The organism is Azospirillum rugosum (genome assembly GCF_017876155.1).
In the GTDB taxonomy this organism is placed as follows: Bacteria; Pseudomonadota; Alphaproteobacteria; order Azospirillales; family Azospirillaceae; genus Azospirillum; species Azospirillum rugosum.
The window spans coordinates 168,507-193,881 of sequence record NZ_JAGINP010000014.1 but is presented as its reverse complement, the minus strand read 5'-3'; the positions used below and the strand labels follow the sequence as shown (position 1 = coordinate 193,881).

The 25,375-nt window shown below is 69.6% G+C and carries 21 protein-coding genes and 1 tRNA gene; 6 read left to right on the top strand and 16 right to left on the bottom strand.

Going from position 1 to position 25,375, the window contains the following annotated elements; all coding sequences use genetic code 11:
• Positions 1-18: 18 nt before the first annotated feature.
• From J2851_RS19830 to mbfA, 5 genes are all read right to left on the bottom strand, one after another.
• A complete protein-coding gene (locus J2851_RS19830) occupies positions 19-423 on the bottom strand; it encodes a response regulator (protein WP_209768265.1) in 405 nt (134 codons plus the stop codon).
• A 116-nt stretch (positions 424-539) separates the two neighbouring features.
• Positions 540-4,553, bottom strand: coding sequence for a PAS domain-containing hybrid sensor histidine kinase/response regulator (locus J2851_RS19825; RefSeq protein WP_209768263.1), 4,014 nt, complete (start codon positions 4,551-4,553; stop codon positions 540-542).
• Between the two features lie 110 nt (positions 4,554-4,663).
• Positions 4,664-5,047: a hypothetical protein gene (locus J2851_RS19820; protein WP_209768260.1), complete on the bottom strand. Its 384-nt coding sequence runs from the start codon at positions 5,045-5,047 to the stop codon at positions 4,664-4,666.
• A gap of 145 nt (positions 5,048-5,192) precedes the next feature.
• Complete coding sequence (locus J2851_RS19815; RefSeq protein ID WP_209768257.1) at positions 5,193-5,828, bottom strand: DUF1345 domain-containing protein; 636 nt, start codon at positions 5,826-5,828, stop codon at positions 5,193-5,195.
• A 54-nt stretch (positions 5,829-5,882) separates the two neighbouring features.
• Positions 5,883-6,839, bottom strand: a complete 957-nt coding sequence (gene mbfA, locus J2851_RS19810) for an iron exporter MbfA (protein WP_209768254.1) — start codon at positions 6,837-6,839, stop codon at positions 5,883-5,885.
• 406 nt (positions 6,840-7,245) lie between these two features.
• On the opposite strand from mbfA, the gene J2851_RS36730 reads away from it, so the two are divergent.
• Positions 7,246-7,401, top strand: coding sequence for a tyrosine-type recombinase/integrase (locus J2851_RS36730; RefSeq protein ID WP_209768251.1), 156 nt, complete (start codon positions 7,246-7,248; stop codon positions 7,399-7,401).
• Between the two features lie 69 nt (positions 7,402-7,470).
• Here J2851_RS36730 and J2851_RS19800 read toward each other — a convergent pair whose 3' ends face one another.
• The 9 genes from J2851_RS19800 to cysE form a co-directional block, all read right to left on the bottom strand.
• Complete coding sequence (locus tag J2851_RS19800) at positions 7,471-8,169, bottom strand: Fic family protein (protein WP_209768249.1); 699 nt, start codon at positions 8,167-8,169, stop codon at positions 7,471-7,473.
• A 59-nt stretch (positions 8,170-8,228) separates the two neighbouring features.
• Positions 8,229-8,402, bottom strand: a complete 174-nt coding sequence (locus J2851_RS19795) for a hypothetical protein (RefSeq protein WP_209768247.1) — start codon at positions 8,400-8,402, stop codon at positions 8,229-8,231.
• Positions 8,403-8,976: 574 nt separating this feature from the next.
• Positions 8,977-9,051 (bottom strand) — tRNA-Met (locus J2851_RS19790).
• Between the two features lie 148 nt (positions 9,052-9,199).
• On the bottom strand, positions 9,200-10,321 hold the full coding sequence (mnmA, locus tag J2851_RS19785; RefSeq protein ID WP_209768246.1) for a tRNA 2-thiouridine(34) synthase MnmA: 1,122 nt from the start codon (positions 10,319-10,321) through the stop codon (positions 9,200-9,202).
• Between the two features lie 139 nt (positions 10,322-10,460).
• On the bottom strand, positions 10,461-10,793 hold the full coding sequence (locus J2851_RS19780) for a ferredoxin family 2Fe-2S iron-sulfur cluster binding protein (protein ID WP_209768244.1): 333 nt from the start codon (positions 10,791-10,793) through the stop codon (positions 10,461-10,463).
• A 70-nt stretch (positions 10,794-10,863) separates the two neighbouring features.
• Positions 10,864-11,538, bottom strand: coding sequence for a Fe-S protein assembly co-chaperone HscB (gene hscB / locus J2851_RS19775; protein WP_209768241.1), 675 nt, complete (start codon positions 11,536-11,538; stop codon positions 10,864-10,866).
• Between the two features lie 115 nt (positions 11,539-11,653).
• Positions 11,654-12,784 carry a cysteine desulfurase family protein gene (locus J2851_RS19770; protein ID WP_209768238.1) on the bottom strand — a complete coding sequence of 377 codons (1,131 nt, stop codon included), beginning with the start codon at positions 12,782-12,784 and terminating at the stop codon, positions 11,654-11,656.
• 44 nt (positions 12,785-12,828) lie between these two features.
• Positions 12,829-13,308 carry an Rrf2 family transcriptional regulator gene (locus J2851_RS19765; protein WP_209768237.1) on the bottom strand — a complete coding sequence of 160 codons (480 nt, stop codon included), beginning with the start codon at positions 13,306-13,308 and terminating at the stop codon, positions 12,829-12,831.
• A gap of 116 nt (positions 13,309-13,424) precedes the next feature.
• Complete coding sequence (gene cysE / locus J2851_RS19760) at positions 13,425-14,153, bottom strand: serine O-acetyltransferase (RefSeq protein WP_307419899.1); 729 nt, start codon at positions 14,151-14,153, stop codon at positions 13,425-13,427.
• A gap of 264 nt (positions 14,154-14,417) precedes the next feature.
• Between cysE and J2851_RS19755 the strand changes: the two genes are divergently transcribed.
• Together J2851_RS19755 and J2851_RS19750 are read left to right on the top strand one after the other, a co-directional pair.
• Entirely contained in the window at positions 14,418-15,080 is a 663-nt protein-coding gene (locus tag J2851_RS19755; RefSeq protein WP_209768233.1) for an alpha/beta hydrolase, read from the top strand.
• A 5-nt stretch (positions 15,081-15,085) separates the two neighbouring features.
• The gene (locus tag J2851_RS19750) at positions 15,086-15,232 is read left to right on the top strand and encodes a hypothetical protein (protein WP_209768231.1); all 147 of its coding nucleotides are present in this window, start codon (positions 15,086-15,088) and stop codon (positions 15,230-15,232) included.
• A gap of 102 nt (positions 15,233-15,334) precedes the next feature.
• Here J2851_RS19750 and J2851_RS19745 read toward each other — a convergent pair whose 3' ends face one another.
• Positions 15,335-16,414: an anhydro-N-acetylmuramic acid kinase gene (locus tag J2851_RS19745; protein WP_209768229.1), complete on the bottom strand. Its 1,080-nt coding sequence runs from the start codon at positions 16,412-16,414 to the stop codon at positions 15,335-15,337.
• Positions 16,415-16,521: 107 nt separating this feature from the next.
• Between J2851_RS19745 and tyrS the strand changes: the two genes are divergently transcribed.
• The gene (gene tyrS, locus J2851_RS19740) at positions 16,522-17,775 is read left to right on the top strand and encodes a tyrosine--tRNA ligase (protein WP_209768227.1); all 1,254 of its coding nucleotides are present in this window, start codon (positions 16,522-16,524) and stop codon (positions 17,773-17,775) included.
• Positions 17,776-17,911: 136 nt separating this feature from the next.
• Here tyrS and J2851_RS19735 read toward each other — a convergent pair whose 3' ends face one another.
• On the bottom strand, positions 17,912-21,568 hold the full coding sequence (locus tag J2851_RS19735; RefSeq protein ID WP_209768226.1) for a YhdP family protein: 3,657 nt from the start codon (positions 21,566-21,568) through the stop codon (positions 17,912-17,914).
• Positions 21,569-21,877: 309 nt separating this feature from the next.
• Here J2851_RS19735 and J2851_RS19730 point away from each other — a divergent pair, with 309 nt between their 5' ends.
• Together J2851_RS19730 and J2851_RS19725 are read left to right on the top strand one after the other, a co-directional pair.
• Positions 21,878-24,865 (top strand): bifunctional [glutamine synthetase] adenylyltransferase/[glutamine synthetase]-adenylyl-L-tyrosine phosphorylase, encoded by a 2,988-nt coding sequence (locus tag J2851_RS19730; RefSeq protein WP_209768223.1) that lies wholly within the window; start codon positions 21,878-21,880, stop codon positions 24,863-24,865.
• A gap of 80 nt (positions 24,866-24,945) precedes the next feature.
• Complete coding sequence (locus tag J2851_RS19725; RefSeq protein ID WP_246500797.1) at positions 24,946-25,371, top strand: peroxiredoxin; 426 nt, start codon at positions 24,946-24,948, stop codon at positions 25,369-25,371.
• Positions 25,372-25,375 lie beyond the last annotated feature (4 nt).

Sequence of the window (25,375 nt, the reverse complement as noted above, 5' to 3'; positions counted from 1 at the left end):
CCCCTGCCGCTGGCCGGGTCAGCGTGCGGCCAGCAGCCGGTCGACGCGTTCCTTCAGCGCGCCGAAGGAGGGCGGCTTGACGACGAAGCCGTTGACGCCCAGCGCCATCGCCTTCTTCACGATCTCCGACTCGGTGTGGTTGGTCAGGAAGACCACCGGCGTGCGGTTGTTGCCCACCTCGCCGCTGGCGCGCAGGTTGGCCAGGAACTGCAGGCCGCTGACCGGCTTCATGTCGATGTCGCAGACGATGATGTCGGGGTTGGAGCGGATGCATTCCTGCATGCCGGTCTCGCCGTTGTCCGCCTCCGCGATGGTGCGGAAGCCGATCTGCGTCAGGATCTGCATGATGGTGCGGCGGACGAAGGGCTGATCCTCGATGACGAGGATCCTGTACTGGTCGTAATCGACGGCCTTCTTGTCCATCGCAGCCCTCCTCCGGACGAGCCAGCGCGGCGGCGGCTCTCGTCAACGTTCAGACGCAAATACGATCTGTAGAACACTGATAAAGCCTGACGCTTTGTGGAGCAACCTTAGGACGGTTACAACTTCGTCAGAATGACGGATTCGACGCGACCAAATGCCGCGCGCATCGCGCCGACCTGTTCGCGCGCCGCGTCGACCCGCCCCTTGGCGGCCAGGATCTCGATGTCGGAGCACAGTTTGGCCAGCTCCTTCGCCCCGGCGGTGCGCGCCGCACCGGCCGCCGCGTGGGCGGCGCGCCGCCCCTCCTCCGCGTCGCCGAGGCCGAGCCCGCGCTCCACCTCGTCGAGAATCGGGGCGGTCGTTTCCAGGAAGAAGCCCAGCAGGTCGCGCGCGCCGTCCAGGCTGCCGAAGGTGGCCGCCACATGGTCCAGGTCGAGGATGGCCAAGCCCTCAGCGCCCACTGTTCCACCGCCCGTGATCGCCGCAACACCAACGGGACCGCACACGCCCGTATCCTTGCCACCATCCTTGCCTGAGTCCGCGCGCTTGTCCATGCCGACGGCGCGCTTCGGCGCGCTTCCCCGCGACGGCCGGCGCAGCGGCAGGGCCTGCGGCAGCCAGCGCGTGAGCGTGCGCGACAGCGTCTGCATGTTCACCGGCTTCGACAGGTAGTCGTCCATGCCCGCGGCGAAGCAGCGCTCCGCCTCGCCGATCAGGGCGCTGGCGGTCAGCGCGATGATCGGCAGGCGCCGGCCGCTGTCGCGCTCCTCCGCGCGCAGGCGCTGGGCCAGCTCGTAGCCGTCGAGCTGCGGCATGTGGCAGTCGGTCAGCAGCAGCCCGAAGGAGCGTTCGCGCAGCATCCGCCAGGCCTGCGCGCCGTCGGGGACGAGCAGGGCCGCGAAGCCCAACTGCTCCAGCTGCTTGCGGATGACGACCTGGTTGGTCGGGTTGTCCTCCGCCACCAGGATCAGGGCGCCGGCGGCCTCCGCCTCCTCCACCGTGGGCGGTTCGACCGTGCCGATCTCCTCCGGCAGGCTGTCGTCCGACTCCGGCGTCAGGCGGCCGGCGACGCGGGCCACCGCCGCGCGCAGCGTGGACTGGCGCACCGGCTTCAGCAGCACCGCGGCGACGCCCGCCCCGCCGGCCCCGGCCTCATCATGGTTGGTGGCGATGACGATCCGCGTCTCGCCGAACCCCGGCATGCGCGCCAGCGCGCCGGCCAGCCCCAGCCCGTCCAGCCGCCCGGGGTCGTGCTCCACCACCGCGACGTCGAAGGGCGCGCCGGCCTGCAGGGCCCCGCGCAACGCGTCGAAACCGCCCGCGGCGTCCGCCGCGACCGCCACCTGGGCGCCGGCGCCGGACAGGGCCGCGGCGAAGGCGTCGCGCAGCGGGCCGCAGTCGTCGGCGACCAGCACCCGCAGGCCGGCAAGCTCCGCGGCGCGCAACGGCGGCGCGGCGCTGTCCGCCAAGTCCCCCGCCAGAGGCAGCGGCACCTCGAACCAGAAGGTCGAGCCCTCGCCCAGGCGGGAGTCGACGCCGATGGTCCCGCCCATCATCTCCACCAGCCGCCGGCAGATCGACAGGCCGAGTCCGGTGCCGCCGAAGCGCCGCGTGGTCGAGGCGTCGGCCTGGGTGAAGGGCTGGAACAGGCGGCCCTGCTGCTCCTCGTCCAGGCCGATGCCGGTGTCGGTCACCGTGATGCGCAACAGCCCCTCGGCCCGGCAGACCACCGACAGGGCGATGTGGCCGCGTTCGGTGAACTTGATGGCGTTGCCGACGAGGTTCAGCATGATCTGGCGCAGCCGCACCGGGTCGCCGAGCCGCGGCTCCGCCGCGTCCGCCGCGACGCTGGTGATCAGGTCCAGCCGCTTTTCCCGCGCGCGGGTCGCCAGCAGGTCCACCACCCCCTCCGCGATGTCGCGCAAGGACGTCGGCACGGATTCCAGGCGCAGCCGCCCCGCCTCGATCTTCGAGAAGTCCAGGATGTCGTCGATGATGGTCAGCAGCGCCGAGGCGGATTCGCGGATCACGCTCAGCACGCCGCGCTGGTCCGGGGCGAGCGGCGTCCGCTCCAGCACCTCCAGCATGCCGAGCACGCCGTTCATGGGGGTGCGGATCTCGTGGCTCATGGCCGCGAGGAAGGTGGACTTGGCGCGCGCCGCCTCCTCCGCGTGCTCCTTCGCCTGACGCAGCGCGGCCTCGGCGCGGTGGCGCTCCGTCACGTCGGCGTAGGTGTAGACATAGCCGCCGTCGGGCATGGCGGTGCCGCGAATCCCCAGCACGATGCCGTCGCGGATCACCGTTTCCAGATCGACCGATTCGCCGCGGCGCATGGTCGCGGCCGCCCGCTCCGCCGCCGCCTCCACGTCGCGGTTCATGCCGCGTTCGGCGTAGTCGCCGCGCACCGCGTTGAAGCTCATCAGCTCCAGCAGGGTCGGCCGGACCTCCAGCAGCTCCTCCGGATAGTCCCACAGCTCGCGGTACAGGCGGTTGTGCAGCACCGCGCGGGCGTCGCGGTCGAACACGCAGACGCCGGTCGGCATGGTCTCGAACAGGGCCTGGAGCTGCGCCGACTTGGCGGCCAGCGCCGCTTCCGCCTCCACCTGGGGCGTGATGTCGACGCAGATCAGCTGGATCGCCCGCTGGCCCATCCAGTCGATGGCGCGGGTGCACAGGTCCACCCAGATGCGCGTTCCGTCGTGCCGCAGCATGCGCGTGCGCCGCCGCATCTCCTCGGTCAGCGCGCCGCTGCTGAACAGGCGGTTCCATTCCAGCAGGTTGCCGTACTCCTCCGGCGGGACGAGCCGCTGGAGAAGCGAGCCGGCCATCAGCTCCGTCGGGTCGTCGTAGCCGGCCATGGCGGCGTAGGCGTGGTTGATGAACAGCGGCTTGAAGTCGCGCATCACCACGATGCCCTGGACCGATCCCTCCACCAGGTCGCGGAAGCGCGCCTCGCTGTCGCGCAGCGCCTCCAGCGCGCGGGTGCGGTCGGTGATGTCGGTGACCGTGATGACCCAGCCGCCGTCGCGCCGCTGCTGCCCGCGGATTTCCAGGTCGCGGCCCTGCATGGTGCGCCGCTCGTAGGTGTAGGGCAGCCCGGCCCGCAGCCGCTCCAGCCGTTCGGCGACGAAGGTGGCCGCGTCGGCGTCGGGGAAGTCGCCGCGCTCCAGCCCGTAGACGAGGAAGCTCTCGATCGTCGGACAGGCGTCGATCTCCGCCGGGGTCAGGTTCCACAGCTCGCAGAAGCGGCGGTTGTAGAGGACGATGCGCTCCTCCTGGTCGAGCATCAGGATGCCGCTCGGCATCGCCTCGATGGCGGCGCGCAGCAGGGCCGCGGTTTCCAGCAGCTGGTCCTCGGCCTTCACGCGGTCGGTGACGTCCACGACGGTGGTCTGCACCGCGGGTTCGCCCATCCAGTCGACCACGCGGTCGATCGTCTCCACCCAGACGGTCCGCCCGTCGCGCCGCAGGTTGCGCAGCCGCTGCACCCCCGACGGGACCCGGCCCTGCATCAGCGTGACGTAGGACCGCCAGGCCCGCCCCTGCTCCTCGGGCGCCACGAGGATGTTGAGGTCGGGAAGGTCCAGCACCTCCTCCGCCGTGGTGAAGCCGAAGATGCGGGCGTAGGCGTCGTTGACGAACAGCGGCTTGAAGTTCCGGTGGATCAGGATGCCCTGGATGGAGCCCTCGATCAGCCCGCGGAAGCGCGCCTCGCTGGTGCGCAGCGCCCGTTCGCGGTGGCGGACCTCGTGCGCCACGGCGTCCATCACCCGCGCCATGCGGGAGAGCGCGCCTTCGGGGCCGGCCAGTTGCCGCCGTCCGGCCTCGTCCCCGGCAGCGACGGCGTCCTCCAGGGGAACGGTCACCGCCACCTCGTCGACCAGGTGGCGCAGGCTGCGGCGCAGCAGATCGATGCGGCGGGCGAGGCCCCGCATCACCCCGATGCCCAGCCCGACGGTCGCGGCGATCCCGGCCGGGGCCAGCAACACCGGCAGGCCGTCCGGCAGCGCGCCGGCGGGCAGCAGACCGGCGGCCTGCAAGGCAAGCACCGTGGTGAAGACCGACAGGCCGGCCACGCCGACGAGTCCGGCGCCCAGCCGGAACGTCACGCCGAACCTGTCGCCCACCATGCGCGCACCCCCCATGCCGAACCGGAGCGCAGTTTAGCAACCCGCGCGCGCACAGGCGATTGACATATGGCTTTCGGCGTGTGTCGGCACGCCGCACCCCGCCGCGTCGGCTAGCGGGTGGAGCGCGGAATCCCCAGGAGGTAGGCGACGACGCCCGCGACGAACCGGCGTTCCGGGTGCAGTTCGTGCACCGCCACCGCACGCCCGGCGAAGGACAGTGCCGCGCGGGCCGTCGCCGCCGGGTCGGGGCTGGGCTCCCCGTCGATGCGGAAGCGGGCAACCGTCTTGGTCAGCTCGCGCACCGCCGTCAGCGGCGGGATGGTCATCAGGAAGCGGGCGCTCGCCACCGGGTCGTAGCCGCAGCGCGCCAGCATCGTCTGCACCGTCACCGGGGATCCGTGCCCATCGGTCCCCACCTGGTAGCGCAACAGGCGCTTGGCCCGTTCCTCGACCGCCGCGGACCAGCCGGCGGTGGCCGTGATCAAGGGATTCAACAAAACCGCCTCCAACGCCCCGGCCAGTTACCCAGGCAATACCCACAGTTTGCCGGGGGCATTGACGTCAACACCGGACCGCCCGGCTTGTGCCATCCCCCGCCCCGACGGTCGGATATGCGGCATCGGCGCGGCTGGCGGCCTCCTACCCCGCCAAGCCTGCGGCGAGGTTGACGCCGAGCGCGATCACCGCCGTGTTGAAGACGAAGGACAGCAGCCCGTGCAGCAGGACCAGCCGGCGCATCGGCGCCGAGCGGGTGGTCACGTCGGAGACCTGCGCGGTCATGCCGACGGTGAAGCTGAAATAGAGGAATTCCGAATAGGTCGGCGCGTCGTTGCCGGGAAAGTCGAGCCCGCGCCCCTGGAGCCAGTAGTCGTGCGCGTATTGCTGGGCGAAGAAGACCTGCACGAAGGCCCAGGACAGCAGAACCGTGACGCCGGCCAGCGCCGCGCTGAAGGGGGCGGTCGGCGTTCCCTTCGTCGCGACCATCTCCGCCACGATGGCGGCCAGCGACGCCAGGGACGCCAGCATGGCGACGGTCAGGTCCACCCACTTGCCGCGGTCGAGCAGCCGCGCGCGGTCCTTCATGGAGGCGACGGTCGCGCGGCTGAAGAAGGCCAGGACCAGGGCCGCGTAGACGACCAGCCCGACGTCCCAGCCGACGAGCAGCGCCGTCGTCCAGCGGAACCACTGCGCCATCGCGACGACGACGACGACGATCACCGCCAGCCCCGTGGACAGGGCCGGCCGCAGCCGCAGATGCCTCACCGCCTTGATCACGCCCGCGACCTCCCGCCCAATCGGGACGCGAGGCCCCGCAATCAGGAACTGCTGTCAGGAACTCCCGATCAGGATGCCGGTTCCGAACACCAGCAGGCCGCCGACGACCACCTGGAAGGCGGCGGACAGCAGCGGCGTGTCCATGTAGCGGTTGCGGATCCAGGCGATGACCGCCAGCTCCGCCAGGACAACGGCGATGGCGACCGCGGTAGCGGTCCAGAAATCGGGGATTAGGTAGGGCAGCGTGTGGCCGATGCCGCCGAGCGTGGTCATCAGCCCGCAGACGGCGCCGCGCAGCCACGGGCTGCCGCGCCCAGTGAGCGAGCCGTTGTCGGACAAGGCCTCCGCGAAGCCCATGGAGATGCCGGCGCCGACCGCCGCCGCCAGGCCGACCAGGAAGGTCTCGCTGGTGGAATGGGTGGCGAAGGCCGCCGCGAACAGCGGGGCGAGGGTGGAGACCGACCCGTCCATCAGCCCGGCCAGCCCCGGCTGGACGATCTGGAGGAGGAACAGCCGGCGCTCGGCGTCATGCTCCTTCTCGCGCACCCCCTCGGGCACGTATTTCGCCTCCAGCCGCTCCGCGGTCGCCTCGTGCCGCCGCTCCTCCGCCGCAAGGTCGCCCAGCAGCTGGCGGATGGCGACGTCCTGCGACTGGCGCGCGGCGCGGATGTAGAAGCGCTTGGTCTCCGCCTCCATCAGCTCGGCCTGCTTGCGCACGGTGTCGAGCCCCAGCGGCCGCGACAGCCACACCGGCTTGCGCTCCACGAAGCCGCGCACGTCCTGCCGGCGGATCAGCGGGATGTGGTTGCCGAAGCGGGTGCGGAACAGGTCGAGCAGCCGGTGCCGGTGCCCGTTCTCCTCCTCCGCCATGGCGGCGAAGACCTTCGCCGTGTCGGGATAGTTCTCGCGCAGGCCTTCGGCGAACTCGTCGTAGATGCGGCTGTCCTCCTCCTCGAGCGCGATGGCCAGCGCCATCAGCTCCCGCTCGCTGAGGTCGGAAAAGTCCTTCATGCCCCTCTCCTCCGTGCCCGGGGCCCGAAAGCCCGCAAACGCCAGCTGGACTTTGTCACAAAGAGGGGGAGCGGGAGAAGGTCCGGAACGGCGGCGCCGTCCGCGTGCCGCGGTCCGCACCCACGGCCGCCGCAGCACCGCGGCCAAAAGACCTCCCCCCTTGATCTCCGTAGGAAAACCAAGGGGTCGTGATTGTAGCAGCGGAGGGCGATCGCAAATGCAGTCCTACCGTCAAATTTACAGTCTGAGCGAAGCGGACGCAGATTCGATCGGCTCGGAGACTGTCAAGACTTTACAGGTGTTGCTGGCCCACGCTCTGGTGTCCGAACTGTATTTTATGCTCCCCGCCGGGATCGGAACCGTCTAGTCGCACACCAATCTCGGCGGCCTCTGATGGAAGCCACTCATGGCCTCGGCTGGCCTGATCACGGAAGACATCAAGCCCCACTTCAGCTCCCACACCCTCCGCCACACGGCGGTCAGCCTCTGGATCGAAATGGGGCTTCAGCCAGCGTGCGTTCAGAAGCTGTTGGGCCACGCGTCGCTGCGGATGATGGTATGAACCATATAGCGCAACCCATAAATGGCTGCCCAATTTGAGCAACCCTCGAGACATACGGCATCAACGCGCTTACGACTGGCCGTCTGCACCACGAGCTTTATGCAGCGCACTAAGCAACTGTTCGGAAAGCAGATAGTCCAGAAGCTCTTCCATTTTTGCCACGTCGATATGCCCATCTTTATAAGCAGCGTCTGCAGCGTCCAAGGCATCAAAATAAGGCTGACGGTCCTTCTCGATTTGTTCCGGAATTGTATTGTCGCCTGGAAACCGCTCTGCGGCTCTCAAGCACAAGACAACATATGAAAGGACGCGGGATGTTCTTCCATTTCCATCAGAAAACGGATGAATCCAGTTAAGGCGCCACATAACATAAGCGGCTAAATGAATAGGGCTTTTCTCTTTCCAATTATCATTCACATAATCGCACAACTCCTCAACCATATCAGGTACAATGTGAGCGCCGATTGGCTCATGCTTGCTCCCAGATATAGCTACCCCAGCAGGGCGAAAATTTCCAGCATACGCATGTATTCCATCAAGCGCTATTCGGTGTAGGCTCAAAATGTGGGATACACGGAGCTTAAAAGGGCGCTCAGGATTGATGCGGTTGGGATGCTCTGGGTCCAGATGAGACTCGATAAGCTGTACCGCTGCATCAAACTGACGAAGCCCATTTAGAGCTTCAGCTTCAGCACGCGCCTTTTCGTCCTGAATAAGATAAGCTTCGTCCGCAACACTATGCCTCTGCTTACCAGACTCGTCCGTCATGTGTGCACCCTAGAAAATTTTGGGCGGGCTCGCGCCCGCCCTCAGTTCTCACAAGCCATTTACGCCATTTTCTTGAGGCGCTCAGCCTGGATATCAATAGTCTCCCGCGTGATATACTGATTTTCTATGCGGGTATTGCCATAGGCAAAGCTTCGGCGCTGCTCTTCCTTATCGCGCAATGTCATGCGCACAGAGCGCGCTTGCTCGATCAACGCCTCAAGCTTAGTCGTCATATTACCTTCCTCGCCCTACCGTGCTGCTAGGCCCACCTAGCAGGCACCATGTTGGTTCAGTGTAACAACGTGTGTGGCTAGATGCCTAGCGTCCAGAGCACCCGCCGGCTTACCTCTACAGCCTACGGGAAACGAAAAATAGATCTTTTTCTATAGGCGTCAACGGTTTAGGCGCTATGAGCTTGGCTTTTGAGACTGAGGAAGAAATTGACCCAGCTTGGTGCCAAGACGCTATTGGAGACGGCATTTTATGAAAAGCACCCGCAAATCGGATGTCACTAGAAACCTCGGCACAACACAACTCGTGGAGGTGGACCATTTGTCTCGCCGGCCGAGCTGAGCAGAAAGCGGTCGCAAACTTGGATTACCACCTCTTTAACGATCCGACCCAGGACGGCTAGATCGCTCACCAGTTGGAACGGGAGTTGGGATAGACGTCAGCGGCACTCTCAAGTTGGCATGGCTCCCGCCCAGGGTACCGACGCGCGAGCGCCTTGGCGAGCGGGTACTCGGGGAGCAAGAGGCCCAAAAACAAAACCCCCCGGCCTCCGTAAGGAAACCAGGGGGTTCGTGATGGTAGCAGCGGAGGGATTTGAACCCCCGACCAAGGGATTATGATTCCCCTGCTCTACCACTGAGCTACGCTGCCATCGTGGTTACCATCATGACCTTGGCCATCATGGTCCGGCGCGGATCGTTTCGGTTTGGTCCGTCTCGGTTCGTGCCGGGGCCGCTTATGTATTCCAGCGGGATCGGGGTGTCAACGCCGAATTTTCACTTTTTTGAGGGGGCCTGCGTCAGGCCGCCGTGCCGGCGATCCAGCCGCCGCCCAGCACCCGGTCGCCCTGGTAGACGACGCAGGCCTGGCCGGGGGCGACGCCGTGTTGCGGCTCGTGCAGTTCGGCCTGCGCGGTGCCGTCCGGGCCGAGGCGCCAGGTCGCCGCGGCGGGGGGCTGAGCGGAGCGGAGCTTCACCTCCACCTCCACCCCGTCGCCGGGGGCGAGGTCGGGGCCGAGCCAGTTCACCTCGCGCACGGTCACCACGCTGCGCGCCAGGTCGCGGCGCGGGCCGACGACGACGCGGCGCTGGGCGGGCTCCAGCCGCACGACGAACAGCGGCTCCTCCTCGCCCCGGATGCCGCCGATGCCCAGGCCCTTGCGCTGGCCGACCGTGTAGTGGACCACGCCGCGGTGGCGGCCCAGGACGCGGCCGTCCACATGGACGATGTCGCCGGGCTCCACGGAGCCGGGGCGCAGCTTCGCCACCACGTCGGCGTAGGAGCCGTTGGGGACGAAGCAGATGTCCTGGCTGTCGGGCTTCGCCGCCACCTCCAGCCCGTGGCGTTCGGCCAGGGCGCGGGTTTCCGGCTTGGTCAGGCCGCCGAGCGGGAAGCGCAGGAAGTCCAACTGGTCGCGCGTCGTGGCGAACAGGAAGTAGCTCTGGTCGCGGCCGGGGTCGATGGCGCGGTGCAGTTCCGCCCCGCCCTGCCCCTGGACGCGGCGGACGTAATGGCCGGTCGCCAGCGCATCGGCGCCCAGGTCGCGCGCGGTGTTCAGCAGGTCGCGGAACTTGACCCGCTGGTTGCAGCGCACGCAGGGGATCGGCGTCTCGCCGCGCAGGTAGCTGTCGGCGAAGTCGTCGATCACGTCCTGGGAGAATTTCCCCTCGTAATCCAGCACATAGTGCGGGATGCCGATGCGGTCGGCGACTTGGCGGGCGTCGTAGATGTCCTGGCCGGCGCAGCAGGCGCCCGGCTTCTGCAACGCGATGCCGTGGTCGTAGAGCTGCAGCGTGATGCCGACGACGTCGTAGCCCTCCTCCCGCAGCACGGCCGCGGTGACGGAGGAATCCACGCCGCCGGACATGGCGACGACCACGCGGGTGTCCTGGGGACGCTTGGAAATGCCGAGGGAATTCATGGCGCCCTATATGGGCTGGTCCGAAAAAATTTTCACCACCAAGGCACCAAGTCACCAAGAATCCCCGCACCCGGCGCGGGATGGACCCTTGGTGTCTTGGTGCCTTGGTGGTGAATCCCAAACAGCGCTGAGACTTCGCTCAGCCCCGCATGGCGTTGTTGGAGCCGCCGGGCAGGCGCACGGTCAGGCCGTCCAGCTCCTCGCTCATGATGATCTGGCAGCCCAGGCGCGAGGTCTTGGTCAGGCCGAAGGCGAGGTCGAGCATGTCCTCCTCGTCCTCCGACGCCTCGTTCAGCACGTCGAACCACTCCGGCTCCACGATGATGTGGCAGGTCGAGCAGGCGAGCGAACCCTCGCAGGCGCCCTCCAGGTCCAGGCTGTTCTTGTGCGCGATCTCCAGCACGGACAAGCCGAGCGGCGCGTCCACCTCGTGGCGGGTGCCGTTCGGCTCGATGAAGGTCATCTTGGGCATCGGGGTACTCTCCTGGAAAAAGGCCCTGAAAAAGGCGTCGTTGTGATCGCGTCGGTAAAAGGTTCGGTCGTTACGGTGTGTTCGGGGCCAGCCCCGCCCGCCGGCGGCGGGCGTCGGCGCACAGGGCCTCCAGCCGCTCCAGCCGCGCGAGGATGCGCACGGCGTTGTCGGTCTGCCCGTTGCGGAAGGCGATGGCAAGATACTTGATGCAGGACTCGATGCGCTGCCCGACCTCGGCGGCCAGCCGATCCACGGCGGCGACGTCCTGCGCCGCGTCGAGCTGCCGCGCCAACGCGGCGACCTCCTCGTCCTCCGCGACCTCGTCAGCGGCGGCTTCCAAGCCGGGGGGCGGCGTGGCACCGGTCAGGGCGAGCAGGTAGCGCGCGCGGCGCACCGGGTCGCGCAGCGTCTCGAAGGCCTCCGTCAGCGCGTCGGACTGGGCGCGGGCGTTCGCCTGCTGGCGCGCGCCGCGCGCCGCGAAGCGGTCCGGATCCAGGGAGCGGGAGAAGCCGGCGTGCTGGCGCGCCAGCGTTTCCAGGTCGATGTCGAAGCGCGCCTCCAGGCCCAAGCGGGTGAAATGGTCCAACGGGCGCGGCGGCTGCACCGCACCGCAGGAATGGCAGAAGAAGGCGCGCGCCGCGACCGACCGTCCGCACTGCCAGCACGGCTCCAGGTCGCCGTCGATGGCGCCCGCGATGCCGTTCCCCGCCGGGAACCGGGGCGGGCCGGAGTCGGAAGTGGTCATGTCTGCCGTCCGTCGAAGCGCTGAACCAAAAGGCCGCAGGACCGGCGAATCGCCGTGCATCCGGCCGCGTCATACCCAGAAGCGCCGCGCGGCGCAACGTCGGAATGGTGTGTGGTCACGCGGCCGGCGCGCGTCGGCGCCGCTGCGCCATGGCCGCGTAGGCGGCGACGAAGCGGTCCACCGCCGCCGCGTCGCTGTCCCAGCCCAGGCTGACCCGGATGGCCGAGGCCGCCCAGTCCACAGGCAAGTCCTCCGCCCCCTGGCCCATCGCGGCCAGGACGTGGGAGGGCTTCACCTTGCCGCTGGAGCAGGCGGAGCCGGCGCTGACCGCCACCCCGGCCAGATCGAGCGCCATCACCTGCGTCTCGCCCGGCACGCCGGGCAGGAGAAGGCAGCTGGTGTTGCCGACCCGCGGCGCGGCGGCGCCCATCACCAGCGCCTCCGGCACGGCGTCGCGCACCTGCACCTCCAGCGCGTCGCGCAGGCCGGTCAGGCGGTCCGCGTCGGGAAGCTCCTCCAGCGCCAGCCGCGCGGCGGCGCCGAAGCCGACCAGCCCGACGACGTTCTCCGTCCCGGCGCGGCGGCGCTTCTCCTGGCCGCCGCCGCGGATCAGTGCCTCCGGCTCCAGCCCCTCGGCGATGACCAGCGCGCCGGCCCCGGCGGGACCGCCGATCTTGTGCGCGGAGATGGTCAGCAGGTCGGCCCCGAGCGCGGACAGGTCCAGCGGCAGCCGGCCGGCCGCCTGGACCGCGTCGCAGTGCAGCAGCGCGCCGTGGGCGTGGGCGATGGCCGCCGCCTGCGCGACCGGCTGGATCACACCCGTCTCGTTGTTGGCGAGCATCAGGGAGACGAGCGCCGGCCCCTCCCCCGCCGCCAACAGGCGTTCCAGCGCGTCCAGGTCGGCCACGCCGTCGCGGTCCACGGGGATGCGCGGGGTGTCGGGCGCGATCGCCAGGACGGACTCATGCTCGATGGCCGACACCACGACGCGCCGGCCGGGAAAGCCGCGGAGCGCCAGGTTGTTGGCCTCCGTCCCGCTGCCGGTGAAGAAGACCTGCGCGGGGCGGACGCCGGCCAGGGCGGCCACCAGCGCGCGCGCGTCCTCGACCGCGCGGCGGACCGCACGGCCGAAGCCGTGCACCGACGACGGGTTGCCGACGAGGTCCAGGGCCTGGACCATCGCCGCCTTCACCGCCGGCTTCAGGGGCGCCGACGCGTTGTGGTCGAGATAGACGCGGGTTACCAAGGGAACGATCCGATGTCAGGCCAGCCGGCTCGAATGGCGCCGGATCATTCGGCTGCCACCGCCGCGCCCTCGTCGGCCTGCGGGCTGCGGATGGTCAGGCTGCTGGTGCCGATGATGCGGCGCTCCACCACGTCGGCGACGGTCACGGAGCTGAGATACATGTGGATCTGGTTGCCCAGTTCCTCCCACAGGTCGTGGGTCAGGCAGCGCGAGCGGTTGGTCCGGCAGCCCTGCGGCGTGCCGTTGGCGCAGCGGGTCGTCCGGATCGGCTCGTCCACCGCCAGGATGATGTCCGACACGCGCGTGGCGCCGGCCGGGTGGGCCAGCAGGTAGCCGCCGCCGGGGCCGCGCACGCTCTTCACCAGCCCGCCCTTGCGCAGCTTGGCGAACAGCTGCTCCAGGTAGGAGAGCGAGATTTCCTGCCGCTCCGCGATGTCGGCAAGGGCGACGGGGCTTCCCTGGCTGGTGGCGGCGAGATCGACCATGGCCATGACGGCATAGCGTCCCTTGGTGCTGAGCCTCATCTGTCTCTCCTTACCCTTCCTTGATCCCGGTCCGGCCGCCAAGGGCTTGTCCGTTGCCGGACGCTCCCTTGTGCGGGTTCGGACCAGGTCTGGCGATTATGAATGGTTGGCATCACTTACCGGACCGCCTCGCGCGCGTCGGCGCGGGAGCCGCCATTGGCCCCGGCGGGCACGTCGTGCGGCGTGGCCGCCCGTTCCGCTTCCAGCTCCTCGACCCGCTGGCGCAGGCCCGACACCTGGTCGAGCAGCCCGTTGAGCGCGCGCGCGACGGGGTCGGGGATGTCGCCGCACGGCGTGCCGTAGGGCATGAACTTCTGCGTGTCCGCGCGGTCGCGCGGGGCGACGGCCTTGGCCGGGATGCCGACGACGGCGATCCCCGGCGCCACGTCCGCGACCACCACCGCGTTGGCCCCGACGCGCGCGCCCTGCCCGATCGTGATGGCGCCCAGCACCTTGGCCCCGGCGCCGACGATCACGCCGTCGCCCAGCGTCGGATGGCGCTTGCCGGGGTTCAGCGACGTGCCGCCCAGCGTCACCCCATGGTACAGCATGACGTCGTCGCCGATCTCCGCCGTCTCGCCGATGACGACGCCCATGCCGTGATCGATGAAGAAGCGGCGACCGATGGTCGCACCGGGGTGGATTTCGATCCCGGTCAGGGAGCGGGAGATCTGCGACACCACCCGCCCGACCAATCGCCAGCCGCGTTGCCAGCAATAATGCGCGATGCGGTGCAGGACGATCGCGTGGAGACCCGGGTAGCACAGCGCGACCTCGACCCGCGAACGCGCCGCGGGGTCGCGCGCCATAATACCGTCGATCTCTTCGCGAAGATGCTTGAACACGAGAACACCCGCCGTGGTATAGTCCGCCCTCTTGCCGGGAGACACAGTCTTTCGCAAGAACCTTCGACCCGTGCCTGGCCGGGCGCGCGTGTTGCCCTGATGGACCTGTCGACGCATATATGATGACCAAGCAAAACGGTCAAGAATTGTGTTCGAAAATTCCAGGGATGTCCATGGGCAACCACGTCCGCTTGCCGGGCCGTCCGGAATCCGGCGCGCCGGTGGTCCGGATCAACCTTTGTTCGCGTCAGGATCGTCGCCCCCATGCCTGAAGTGATGATCAACGGTCCGGCCGGTCGGCTGGAAGGCCGCTACACCCACGGCACGGCCCCGAACGCGCCGATCGCCCTGCTGCTTCACCCGCACCCGCATCACAATGGGACGATGAACAACAAGGTGGTCTTCACCCTGTTCCAGTCCTTCACGAAGCGCGGCTATTCGGCCCTGCGCTTCAACTTCCGGGGCGTGGGCCGCAGCCAGGGCACCTACGACAAGGGCGAGGGGGAACTGGCCGACGCGGCGGCGGCGCTGGACTGGCTGCAGACCTACAACCCCAACGCCCCGGTGTGCTGGATCGCCGGCGTGTCCTTCGGGGCCTGGATCGGCATGCAGCTTCTGATGCGCCGGCCGGAGATCGACGGGTTCGTCTCCGTCTCGCCGCCGGCGAACCTGTTCGACTTCTCCTTCCTGGCGCCCTGCCCGTCCTCGGGCCTGATCATCAACGGCGACCGGGACGAGCTGGTGCCGCAGGCGGCGGTGAACAAGCTGGTGACCAAGCTGTCGCACCAGAAGGACATCCGCATCGACCACCGCGTGGTGCCCGGCGCCAACCACTTCTTCGCCAACCGCAGCGACGACCTCGCCGTGCAGGTGGACGACTACCTGGACCGCGCGCTCGGCAACCCGATCGCGGCTGTGGCGGAGTGACCGACATGAGGGCCTTCCTGCGCGTCGTTCTCGCCGGCGGCGTGGCCGCCCTGCTGCTGTCCGCCTGCTCGTCGGAGCAGGTCGCCCGCAGCTTCGGCAACTGGTGCAAGCGCGCCGACAACTGCACCGACAACAGCCGGACGCAGCCGTGACGCCGTAGGTTGGGTGGAGCCGCAGGCGCAACCCAACAAACGCCGCACCGCCGACGCTGTTGGGTTTCGCTTCGCTCCACCCAACCTACGGAATTTGCAGGATTATGCCACCGGGTGAAAACGCCCGCCGGTCATTGGCCGGGGCGCGCCGGTGGTGGTGGGCAGGCTGAGCGGCAGGCCCTTGCGGCTGCGCACGGCCAGATAGGCGAAGGCCTCCGCCTCCAGCGCATCGCCGTTCCATGCGACCGCCTCCACCGGATCGACCGGCACGCCGAGGCGGTCGGCGAGCATGCCCATCAGCGTGGCGTTGTGGCGCCCGCCGCCGCAGACGAGCCAGCGCAGCGGCGCCTGCGGCAGGTGCGGCACGATGCGGGCGACGGACGCCGCGGTGAAGGCGGTCAGCGTCGCGGCCCCATCCTCAGGCGACAGGCCGTGCACGGGCGACGGATCGAAGGCGTCGCGGTCGAGCGACTTGGGCGTGGGCTGGTCGAAATAGGGGTGGGCGAGCAGTGCCGCCAGCGCGGCCTCGTCCACGCGGCCGGAGGCGGCAAGGGAGCCACCGGCATCATAGCGCGCGCCGTTCCGGTTCAGGATCCAGTCGTCCACCAGCGCGTTGCCCGGCCCGGTGTCGCAGGCGATGACCTCGTCGTCGCCATTCCCGATCCAGGTGACGTTCGCCACGCCGCCGATGTTCAGCACGGCGAGCGGGCGCGGCAAGGCGTCGGCCAGCGCGCGGTGGAACAGCGGCACCAGAGGGGCCCCCTGCCCGCCGGCCTCGACGTCGGCGGTGCGGAAGTCGTTGACCACGGCGATCCCCGTGGCCCGCGCAAGCCGGGCGCCGTCGCCGATCTGCCAGGTGCGCCGCTGGTCCGGGGCGTGGAAGATCGTGTGGCCGTGGAAGCCGATCAGGTCGACCGCGTCGGCCGCCACGCCGGCCTCCTCCAGCAGGCGGCGGACCGCGTCGGCATGGGCGTCGGTCAGGGCGCGCTCCACCTCCTCCACTGGCGCCTCCGCCGGCCCCTTGCCGCCAAGGCAGGAGCGCAGGGCGCCGCGGAAGGCGTCCTCGTAGGGAATGGTGACGAAGGCCAGCGGTTCCGCCCGCGTCTCGCCGTCGGTGCGGACCAGCGCCGCGTCAATTCCGTCCATGGAGGTGCCGCTCATCAGCCCGACAACCGTCTGCATTCCCACCCGCTTCCTTGCCTAAAAGCGGCCCCGGAGAATTGTGGGGCCGGCCGTTCCATGCTAACAGACGCGACCTTCGACCTTATCACGACAGCCGGATCGCGGCCATGACGACGCTCACATCGGATTTCCTTCGCACGCTGCAGGAACGCGGCTTCATCCACCAGTGCACCGACCTTGCCGGGCTCGACGAGCGCGCGGCGAGGGGGCCGATCATCGCGTATATCGGCTTCGACTGCACGGCGGACAGCCTGCATGTGGGCAGCCTGCTGCCGATCATGATGCTGCGCTGGCTGCAGAAGACCGGCCACAAGCCCATCGTGCTGATGGGCGGCGGCACCACCAAGATCGGCGACCCGTCGGGCAAGGACGAGGCGCGGCAGCTGCTGACCGACGAGGTCATCAACGCCAACATGGCGGGCATCAAGCGCATCTTCGGCCGCTACCTGACCTTTGGCGATGGCCCGACCGACGCGGTGATGGTCAACAACGGCGACTGGCTGGACGAGCTGAAGTACATCCCGCTGCTGCGCGACGTCGGCCGGCACTTCACGATCAACCGCATGCTGACCTTCGAATCGGTCAAGCTGCGGCTCGACCGCGAGCAGCCGCTGACGTTCCTGGAGTTCAACTACATGATCCTCCAGGCCTACGACTTCGTGGAGCTGTTCCGCCGCCAGAAATGCGTGCTGCAGATGGGCGGCTCCGACCAGTGGGGCAACATCATCAACGGCGTGGAGCTGGGACGCCGCACCGACGGGGCGGAGCTGTTCGGCCTGACCACGCCGCTGCTGACGACCTCCTCGGGCGCCAAGATGGGCAAGACCGCGGCGGGCGCGGTGTGGCTGACCGCCGACAAGCTGAGCGCCTACGATTTCTGGCAGTACTGGCGCAACACGGAGGACGCGGACGTCGGCCGCTTCCTGCGCCTCTACACCGAGCTGCCGATGGACGAGGTGGCGCGGCTGGAATCGCTCCAGGGTGCGGAGATCAACGAGGCCAAGAAGGTGCTGGCCTTCGAGGTGACCAAGCTCGCCCACGGCGAGGAGGCCGCGACGGAGGCCGCCGAGACCGCCCGCCGCACCTTCGAGCAGGGGGCCGCCGCCGAGGGCCTGCCGAGCATCGACGTGGCGCGCGCGGAGCTTGAGGCCGGGCTGCCCGTGGTCGACCTGCTGGTCTCCACCGGCCTCGCCGCGTCGAAGGGCGAGGCGCGCCGCCTGATCAAGGGCGCCGGCGCCAAGATGAACGACGCCGCCATCGCCGACGAGGCCGCCAAGGCGACCACCGCGGACCTGAACGCGGACGGCGTCATCAAGCTGAGCGCGGGCAAGAAGCGGCACGCGCTGGTGCGGGTGGTGTGAGGGGGCTGCGGCGCCCCCCTCCCTGACCCTCCCCCGCTGCGCGGGAGAGGGGACTGCCGCCGCTTTGCAAGTCTCCCCTCTCCCGCGCAGCGGGGGAGGGAGGGACCCACGCGCGAGCGTGGGAGGGAGGGGGCCCCTACTTCGCGTGCGACTCCGGCGTCGGCGTCTTGTCCGGCGCCGCCTTGCCGTCCCCCAGGAAGAACAAATTCCGCAGGAAGCCCGGCGCCAGGACGGCGAGCGGGTTGACCGACACGTCGGGGTTGCCCAGCGGGCCCTGGACGCGCCAGGTGGCGCTGAAGATGCCCTGCCCCTCGCCGCCGCTCAGCGCGTCGCCCAGCAGCGGGATCTGGCCGATCAGGCGGTTCAGGCCGTAGAGCGGCACGATGGTGCCCTTCAGGTTGGCCGTGCTGGTGTCGATGTCCACGTCGCCTTCCAACGTCAGGCCGAGAGCCGAGCCGGAGGTGCGCAGGTCCTTCAGCGTCAGCAGCCGCCCTTCCTTGCGGTAGTCGCCGGCCAGCCGGCCGAAGTGGATGCCCTTGCCGCCGCCCATCAGCTCCGCGAAGCCCGACGGGGAGATGGCGTTCAGCATGCGCGCCAGGACCGGAAGGTCGACCAGCGTGTATTCCCTAAGCTCCAGCGAGCCCTCGATGGGCGCGTCGGCGCGCGGCTCCACCGTGCGGCCGGTGAGGGTGAGGGCGCCGCCCTGCATGCGGTCGGTGAGGTCGAGCGCGCGCAGCGCGTCGCCCATGTTGTTCGCCGTGACGGCGACGTCGTAGAAGCCCTTCGGGTTGGGCAGGTAGCGCACCGACGCCGTCCCGTCGCCGCCCGTCCGCGCGTTCAGGTCCAGCGCCGTCCAGGCCCGCCCGTTGCGCGTCATCCGCCCGGCCACCTCCGACAGGAAGCGCCCCTCGCCGAACACGACGCGGTTCAGGCGAAGGTTGAAGTCCAGCGGGGTCGCCTTCCCGTCGGGCGGATCGGGCTTCTTGTCAGGACCGCTGTTGCGGCCCATCAGGGCGCGGGCGTCCAGGCTCTGGCCCGTGATGGTCCCGGCGTAGCCCAGCTTCTCGCCGTCCCGGGCCGGCCGCACGGTCACGTCGGCCTTCAGGTCGGTCTGGCCGACGGACAGCTGGCTGACCTGCACCTTGGACACCGCCATGGTCGGCTGCGCCAGTTCCACCACCGCCTGCGCGCGCAGGCCGCCGGCGTCGATGTTCAGGCCGGTGACGCGCGTCACCCGGTCCTTCTGGAACTCCAGCGCCAGCTTGCCGGAGCCGGGGACGCCGGGCTTCTTCTCCCAGCCCAGCTCGTCGATGCGCAGGCGGGTCTTCTCCAGGTTCAGGCCGGCGGACAGGGCGAGCTTGTGCTTCTGGTCGACGGTGAACAGGATGTCGGCGCCCATCGGCCCCTCGACATGCTCCGCCAGGTCGATGCCGTGGCTGCGCAGGTCGTTGGCGTCCACGTCGCCCTTCACCGTGATGCGCGTGCGCGGCCCCTTGGCGGTGGAGCTGAACTGCTCCTTCCAGTCGATGGCGACGGGGATGCCGTCCAGCTTGGTGGTGCCCTTCACCCCCATGGACTTCATGTCCAGCGCCAGGGTCAGGTCGCCCTCCGTCGCGGTCAGGCCGGCGGCCACCTTTTCGATGCCGACGCCGCGCAGCTTCGCCCCGACTTCGAGGTTCAGGTCCTCCACTTTCAAATCGACCAGCAGCGGGAAACGGATGTGCAGCTGCGCGTCCGCCATGCCCTGCGTCCGCTTCGGGTCGAGGTCGAGGCGGCTGGGGTAGCCCAGCGGCGGGCTGTCGATCACGGTCAGGATGGTGCGCACCGGCCCGCGCAAGGGGATCTGCACCTCCATGAACTCGTTGCCGTCGTCGAGGCCGGAGATGAGCACGCTGCCATCGCCCAGCTGCACGTCGTCGATGCGGCCGCCCCTAGTGCGGATGGCGAAGGTCTTGCCGTCGGTCGTCGCCTCCACCCCGGCGTTGGTCACCACGGGCAGCGGGTGGAAATAGTCCACCGTGATGTCCTCGCCGCGGATGGTCGCGTCGAAGTGGGTGCCTTGTATGGGCTGCGATCCATCGAGCGGCCCGGACAAGCCGGCGGTCGCGGTCGCCTCCCGCACGACGCCGTGCGACAGGTTCTTGGTCACCCAGTCCCGCGCGTTCTTGCCGACGTCGAGCGGCCACAGCCGGCGCAGCTCGTCCACCGGCACGTCGCGCGCGGTGACCGCGACCTCCACGACGGCATCGCCGCCCGGTTCATCACTTTTTGTGAAGGGGTCCTTCGGCAGGGTCGCCCAGCCGGCGCCCTCCACCGTGGGCCCGCCGAGGTCCAGCGTCAGACGCTCCAGGTCCACGCGCCCTTCTGTGAGGTCCGCCACGGCGGACAGCGACGCGGAGGCGACCGTCACCGGTTCCGGGAAGCGGCTGGGCAGCTCGACGCGGCCGGGGCCAGCGGTCAGGTCGGCGCGGCCGGTGCGCGGCCGCCACGCCCCGTCGAGCACCGCGCTGGCCGTCCCGGACAGGGGGACCTGCGCGGCGGCCAGCGGGGCCAGCGCCGGGGCGAGGTCGGCGAAGCGCGCGGGCTCCAGCCCGGACAGCCGCGCCGCGACCTCCGCGCCCTGCCCGATCCGCTGCGTGCCGTCGAGGTCCAGCGTGGCGGTGCGGCCGCCCCGGACCAGGCTCAGATGCGCGTCGACGCTGCGGCGGTCGTCCGTTTCCGTCAGGGAGCCGCGGCCGGACAGGGTGAGGTCGTCGAGCGCCAGCGTCAGCTGGTCCAGCACGGCGCGCCGGCCCGGCACGTCCAGCGACCCGCGCGCCTGCACGCGGCCCACCCGCACGGGGTCCGGCCGCAGGGCGGGCAGTGCTACCTCGCCGGCCCCGCCATGCAGGTCGAAGCCGACGCGCACCGGCTCGAACCGGCTGTCCAGCGTGGCGTCCACCCGCCCGCCCAGCGGCACGGACACCGCGGCGAGCGGCGCCAGGGCCGGGCCGATGCGGGCCAGCGACGCCGGCTCGATCCCTTCGAAGCGGACCGCACCCTCCGTCACCGCGTCCCGCATGCGGTAGGTGCCGGAGGCCTCCACCGCGGCGCTGGTGCCCGCGAGGTCGAGCGCAATGCGCGCGCCGCCATTGATTTCCTGCCCGTTGCGGGTCAGCACGATGTCGGCGCGGCTGGCGTGCCAGGACAGGCCCAGCATGCGGTTTTCCACCAACAGGTCGGCGCCGATGATGGTCAGCTGCCGCAGCAGCCCCAGCGGCCGGTCCATGGTCGGCGGCTGGAGCAGCGTGGCCAGCAGCTCCCCGGCGAAGTCGGGGCCGTCCTCCGCGTCGGGCTTGTCGGGCTCGCCGGGCCGGGGATTGGCACGGACGTCGAAATCCAGGTTGCCGTCGGCGCGCCGCAGGATGGACAGGCGCGGGTGCACCACGTCGAGCCGAGTCGGCGACAGCTTGCCGAGGAACAGCGCCTGCACCGAGAAGCCGACGCCCAGCTCCGGCACGGCCGCAAGCTCCGCCCCATCGGCGTTGACCGCGCGCACGCGCAACGCCCGCAGGTCGAGCCGGGTCAGCCCGCCGCCGCCCTCCTCGTTCACCCAGGACAGCACGAGGTCGCCCACCGCCACCGCGTAGCGCCCCTGCGGGTCGCTGAGCGCGCGTTCGACATAGGGCGTCAGCGGGGCAAGCGCGATCGGCCCCTGCGACAGCCGCCAGGCGAGCAGCCCGCCGGCCGCCCCCACCACGGCGACCGCACCCGCCGTCGTCCAGGCCAGGATCTTTGCCGTGCGTCGAATCACGGGCGGAGCCTCTTGTTCCCTCTCCCCTCTGGGGGCCAGGGCAATCGCATCTGATATTCCCTCTCCCGTCCCGGGAGAGGGAAGGGGCCCGCGCAAAGCGCGGGAAGGGTGAGGGTACCGCCAAGGATCAGCGCGTTGATCCTCGCATGACCCTCACCCGCCCGCTTCGCGGGCACCCTCTCCCGGGGCGGGAGAGGGACGCGCTTGCCCCCTCGCCCGAAGGAAGAGGAAGAATGACGAGGGTGGTTGACCGCAGCCACACAACCGCGCACCCTTCTGCCCGATTCTTGTGCAGGGATAGCCGACACCATGCCGACCACCACGCTCCCGAAACCCTTCGATCCCGCCCTGGCCGAACGCGGCCTGGAGCGCTGGCGCCAGGAGGCGGCCGGCGCCGCGGACGAGGAGGTGCGCGCCTGGGCGGAGGCGTACGCCGACAGCGCCGAGGGGCGGGCGGTGATCGACGCGGTGTGCGGCAACAGCCCGTATCTGGGCCAGAGTCTGACGCGGGAGCTGCCCTTCCTGCGCCGGGCGTTGACGGACGGGTTTGACGCGGCCTTCGCCGACCTGCTGCGGGGCGTCGAGGCGGACAGCGCGGAGGAGCGCAACACCGACCGGCTGATGACCACGCTGCGCATCGCCAAGCGGCGCGCGGCCCTGCTGATCGCGCTGGCGGACATCACCGACCGTTGGACGCTGGAGCAGGTCACGGGCGCCCTGTCCGACATCGCGGAGACGTCGGTGCGCATGGCGGCGAACCACCTGCTGCGCCGCGCGGCGGAGGCCGGCACGCTGACGCTGCCGGAGCCGCAGCGGCCGTGGATCGGGTCGGGGCTGATCGTGCTTGCCATGGGTAAACTTGGTGCGCGCGAGCTCAACTATTCCAGCGATATCGACCTGATCGTCCTGTACGACGATGCCGTCGTTCAAACGCCCCAGCCGGACAAGCTCGCCCGCACGTTCATTCGTATCGCGCGCGATCTTGTCCGCATTATGGATGAACGGACCAGGGACGGCTACGTCTTCCGTACAGATCTGCGGTTGCGTCCCGATCCCGGGGCCACGCCGCTCGCGGTGTCCGTCTCGGCGGCCGAAATTTATTACGGCAGCGTCGGCCAGAACTGGGAGCGCGCGGCCATGATCAAGGCCCGCCCGATCGCCGGCGATCCCGAGGCCGGCCGCCAGTTCCTGCGCATCCTGGAACCGTTCGTGTGGCGGAGGAACCTCGATTTCGCGGCCATTCAGGACATCCATTCCATCAAGCGTCAGATCAACGCCCACAAGGGCCACCGAGAAGTGACCGTCAACGGCCACGACATCAAGGTGGGGCGCGGCGGAATCCGCGAGATCGAGTTCTTCGCCCAGACCCAGCAGCTGATCTTCGGCGGGCGCGACACGCGCGTGCGCATCGCCCCCACCCTGCTGGCCAACAAGGCGCTGTGCGCCGTCGGCCGCGTACCGTCAGTGGCGGTGGAGGAACTGGAGGAGGCCTACCGCTTCCTGCGCCGGGTCGAGCACCGCATCCAGATGATCGACGACCGGCAGACCCACCAGATCCCCGCCGACGACGCCGGGGTCGCGCACTTGGCGACCTTCCTCGGCTACGATGACGTCGAGGAGTTCCGCGCCGACCTGCTGTCCCGGCTCGGCCGCGTGGAGGACCGCTACGCCGAGCTGTTCGAGGAGGCGCCGTCCCTGTCCGGCCCCGGCAACCTCGTCTTCACCGGCACCGACGACGACCCCGGCACGGTGGAGACCCTGCGCGGCATGGGCTACCGCGATCCCAGCCGGGTGATTGCCGTGGTGTCCACCTGGCACCGCGGCCGCTACCGCTCCACCCGCTCCGGCCGCGCGCGGGAGCTGCTGACCGAGCTGGTGCCGACCATCCTCAACGACCTCGCCAAGACGCCCGCGCCGGACGAGGCGCTGGTGAAGTTCGACGGCTTCCTCGGCCGGCTGCCGGCCGGCGTCGGGCTGTTCTCCCTGTTCATCGCCAACCCCTGGCTGCTGGCCCTGGTGGCGGAGATCATGGGCACCGCGCCCCGGCTGGCGGAGACGCTGTCGCGCAACCCGTCGCTGCTCGACGCCGTCATCTCGCCCGACTTCTTCGACCCGCTGCCCGACCGCGCCGGGCTGGAGGCGGAGTACGGGCGCGTGCTGGCCGGCGCCCGCGACTTCGAGGATGTGCTGACCCTGTCGCGGCGCTGGACCAACGACCAGCGCTTCCGCGCCGGGGCGCACATCCTGCGCGGCATCACCGACGGCGACCGCTGCGGCCCCTTCCTGGCCGACCTCGCCGACGTGGTCGTGCCGGAGCTGGCGCACCGCGTGGAGGAGGAGTTCGCCGCCCGCCACGGCCATGTTCCGGGCGGCGCCTGGGTGGTGGTGGCGATGGGCAAGCTGGGCAGCCGGCAGCTGACCATCACCTCCGACATCGACCTGATCGTGGTGTATGAGGCACCGCCCGAGGCGCGGATGTCCGACGGGGCCAAGCCGCTGGCCACCAACGAATACTACATCAAGCTGACGCAGCGGCTGACCAACGCCATCACCGCGCCGATGGCCGACGGGCGGCTGTACGAGGTCGACATGCGGCTGCGCCCGTCGGGCAACGCCGGGCCGCTCGCCACGTCCCTGGAGGCCTTCACCGGCTATCAGGCGAAGGACGCCTGGACCTGGGAGCACATGGCCCTGACCCGCGCCCGCGTGATTGGCGGCGATTCGCAACTCGCCGCCAAGGTGGAGGCCGCGATCCGCGCCGTGCTGACCCGGCCGCGCGACCCGGACAAGGTGCTGTGGGACGTGGCCGACATGCGCCGCCGCATCGACAAGGAGTTCGGCACCGACAACCCGTGGAACCTGAAATACGCGCGCGGCGGGCTGATCGACATCGAGTTCACGGCGCAGTACCTCCAGCTCCGCCACGGCCACGACCATCCGGAAATCCTGTCCATCGGCACGGCGACGGCGCTGGAGAACGCCACCGCCGCCGGGCTGCTGGCGCCGGAGGTCGGGGCGGAGCTGGTGTCCACCCTGACGCTGTGGCGGCGGGTGCAGGGCTTCCTGCGCCTGACCACGGAGGATACGCTGGAACCCGGGCAGGCGTCGCCGACCCTGCTGGAGGGGCTGTCGCGCGCGGCCTTTCCAGAGGAGGAGCCGGCGGTTGACTTCGCCGCGCTGGACGCCAGAATCCGGGCCATCGCCGCCCGCGCCCATGCCCATTTCGTGGCCCTGGTCGAGGAACCGGCGTCGAGGCTGCCTCCCCCAGAGACCAACGAAGAAGTCAAACTCCCATGACCGACCAGACCGCCGACCAGACCGCCGACCAAACCACGGCCCCCGCCATCGAAGCGAGCACCGCCGCCCCCGACTTCACCATGCCGACGGACGGCGGCGGCAGCGTCACGCTGTCCGCGCTGAAGGGCACGCCGGTGATCCTGTACTTCTATCCGAAGGACGACACCTCCGGCTGCACGTCGGAGGCCTGCGGCTTCCGCGACCAGTTCCCGAACTTCCGCGGGGCCGACGCCGTGGTGATCGGCGTGTCCAAGGACAGCGTCGCCAGCCACGACAAGTTCAAGGCCAAGTACGAGCTGCCCTTCATCCTCGCCTCCGACAAGGAGACGAAGGTCGCCGAGGCCTACGGCGTCTGGGTGGAGAAGAGCATGTACGGCCGCAAGTACATGGGGCTGGAGCGCGCCACCTTCCTGATCGACAAGGACGGCATCGTCCGCAACGTCTGGCGCAAGGTGAAGGTCACCGGCCACGTCGACGCGGTGCTGAAGGCGCTGAAAGCCCTCTAACCGC

What these genes read in the sequence shown, in the direction of transcription:
- J2851_RS19830 (WP_209768265.1), bottom strand. Translation starts at nt 423, where the DNA reads ATGGACAAGAAGGCCGTCGATTACGACCAGTACAGGATCCTCGTCATC.
- J2851_RS19825 (WP_209768263.1), bottom strand. Translation starts at nt 4,553, where the DNA reads ATGGTGGGCGACAGGTTCGGCGTGACGTTCCGGCTGGGCGCCGGACTC.
- mbfA (WP_209768254.1), bottom strand. Translation starts at nt 6,839, where the DNA reads ATGAAGGACTTTTCCGACCTCAGCGAGCGGGAGCTGATGGCGCTGGCC.
- J2851_RS36730 (WP_209768251.1), top strand. Translation starts at nt 7,246, where the DNA reads ATGGCCTCGGCTGGCCTGATCACGGAAGACATCAAGCCCCACTTCAGC.
- J2851_RS19800 (WP_209768249.1), bottom strand. Translation starts at nt 8,169, where the DNA reads ATGACGGACGAGTCTGGTAAGCAGAGGCATAGTGTTGCGGACGAAGCT.
- J2851_RS19795 (WP_209768247.1), bottom strand. Translation starts at nt 8,402, where the DNA reads ATGACGACTAAGCTTGAGGCGTTGATCGAGCAAGCGCGCTCTGTGCGC.
- mnmA (WP_209768246.1), bottom strand. Translation starts at nt 10,321, where the DNA reads ATGAATTCCCTCGGCATTTCCAAGCGTCCCCAGGACACCCGCGTGGTC.
- J2851_RS19780 (WP_209768244.1), bottom strand. Translation starts at nt 10,793, where the DNA reads ATGCCCAAGATGACCTTCATCGAGCCGAACGGCACCCGCCACGAGGTG.
- hscB (WP_209768241.1), bottom strand. Translation starts at nt 11,538, where the DNA reads ATGACCACTTCCGACTCCGGCCCGCCCCGGTTCCCGGCGGGGAACGGC.
- J2851_RS19765 (WP_209768237.1), bottom strand. Translation starts at nt 13,308, where the DNA reads ATGAGGCTCAGCACCAAGGGACGCTATGCCGTCATGGCCATGGTCGAT.
- J2851_RS19755 (WP_209768233.1), top strand. Translation starts at nt 14,418, where the DNA reads ATGCCTGAAGTGATGATCAACGGTCCGGCCGGTCGGCTGGAAGGCCGC.
- J2851_RS19750 (WP_209768231.1), top strand. Translation starts at nt 15,086, where the DNA reads ATGAGGGCCTTCCTGCGCGTCGTTCTCGCCGGCGGCGTGGCCGCCCTG.
- J2851_RS19745 (WP_209768229.1), bottom strand. Translation starts at nt 16,414, where the DNA reads ATGCAGACGGTTGTCGGGCTGATGAGCGGCACCTCCATGGACGGAATT.
- tyrS (WP_209768227.1), top strand. Translation starts at nt 16,522, where the DNA reads ATGACGACGCTCACATCGGATTTCCTTCGCACGCTGCAGGAACGCGGC.
- J2851_RS19730 (WP_209768223.1), top strand. Translation starts at nt 21,878, where the DNA reads ATGCCGACCACCACGCTCCCGAAACCCTTCGATCCCGCCCTGGCCGAA.
- J2851_RS19725 (WP_246500797.1), top strand. Translation starts at nt 24,946, where the DNA reads ATGCCGACGGACGGCGGCGGCAGCGTCACGCTGTCCGCGCTGAAGGGC.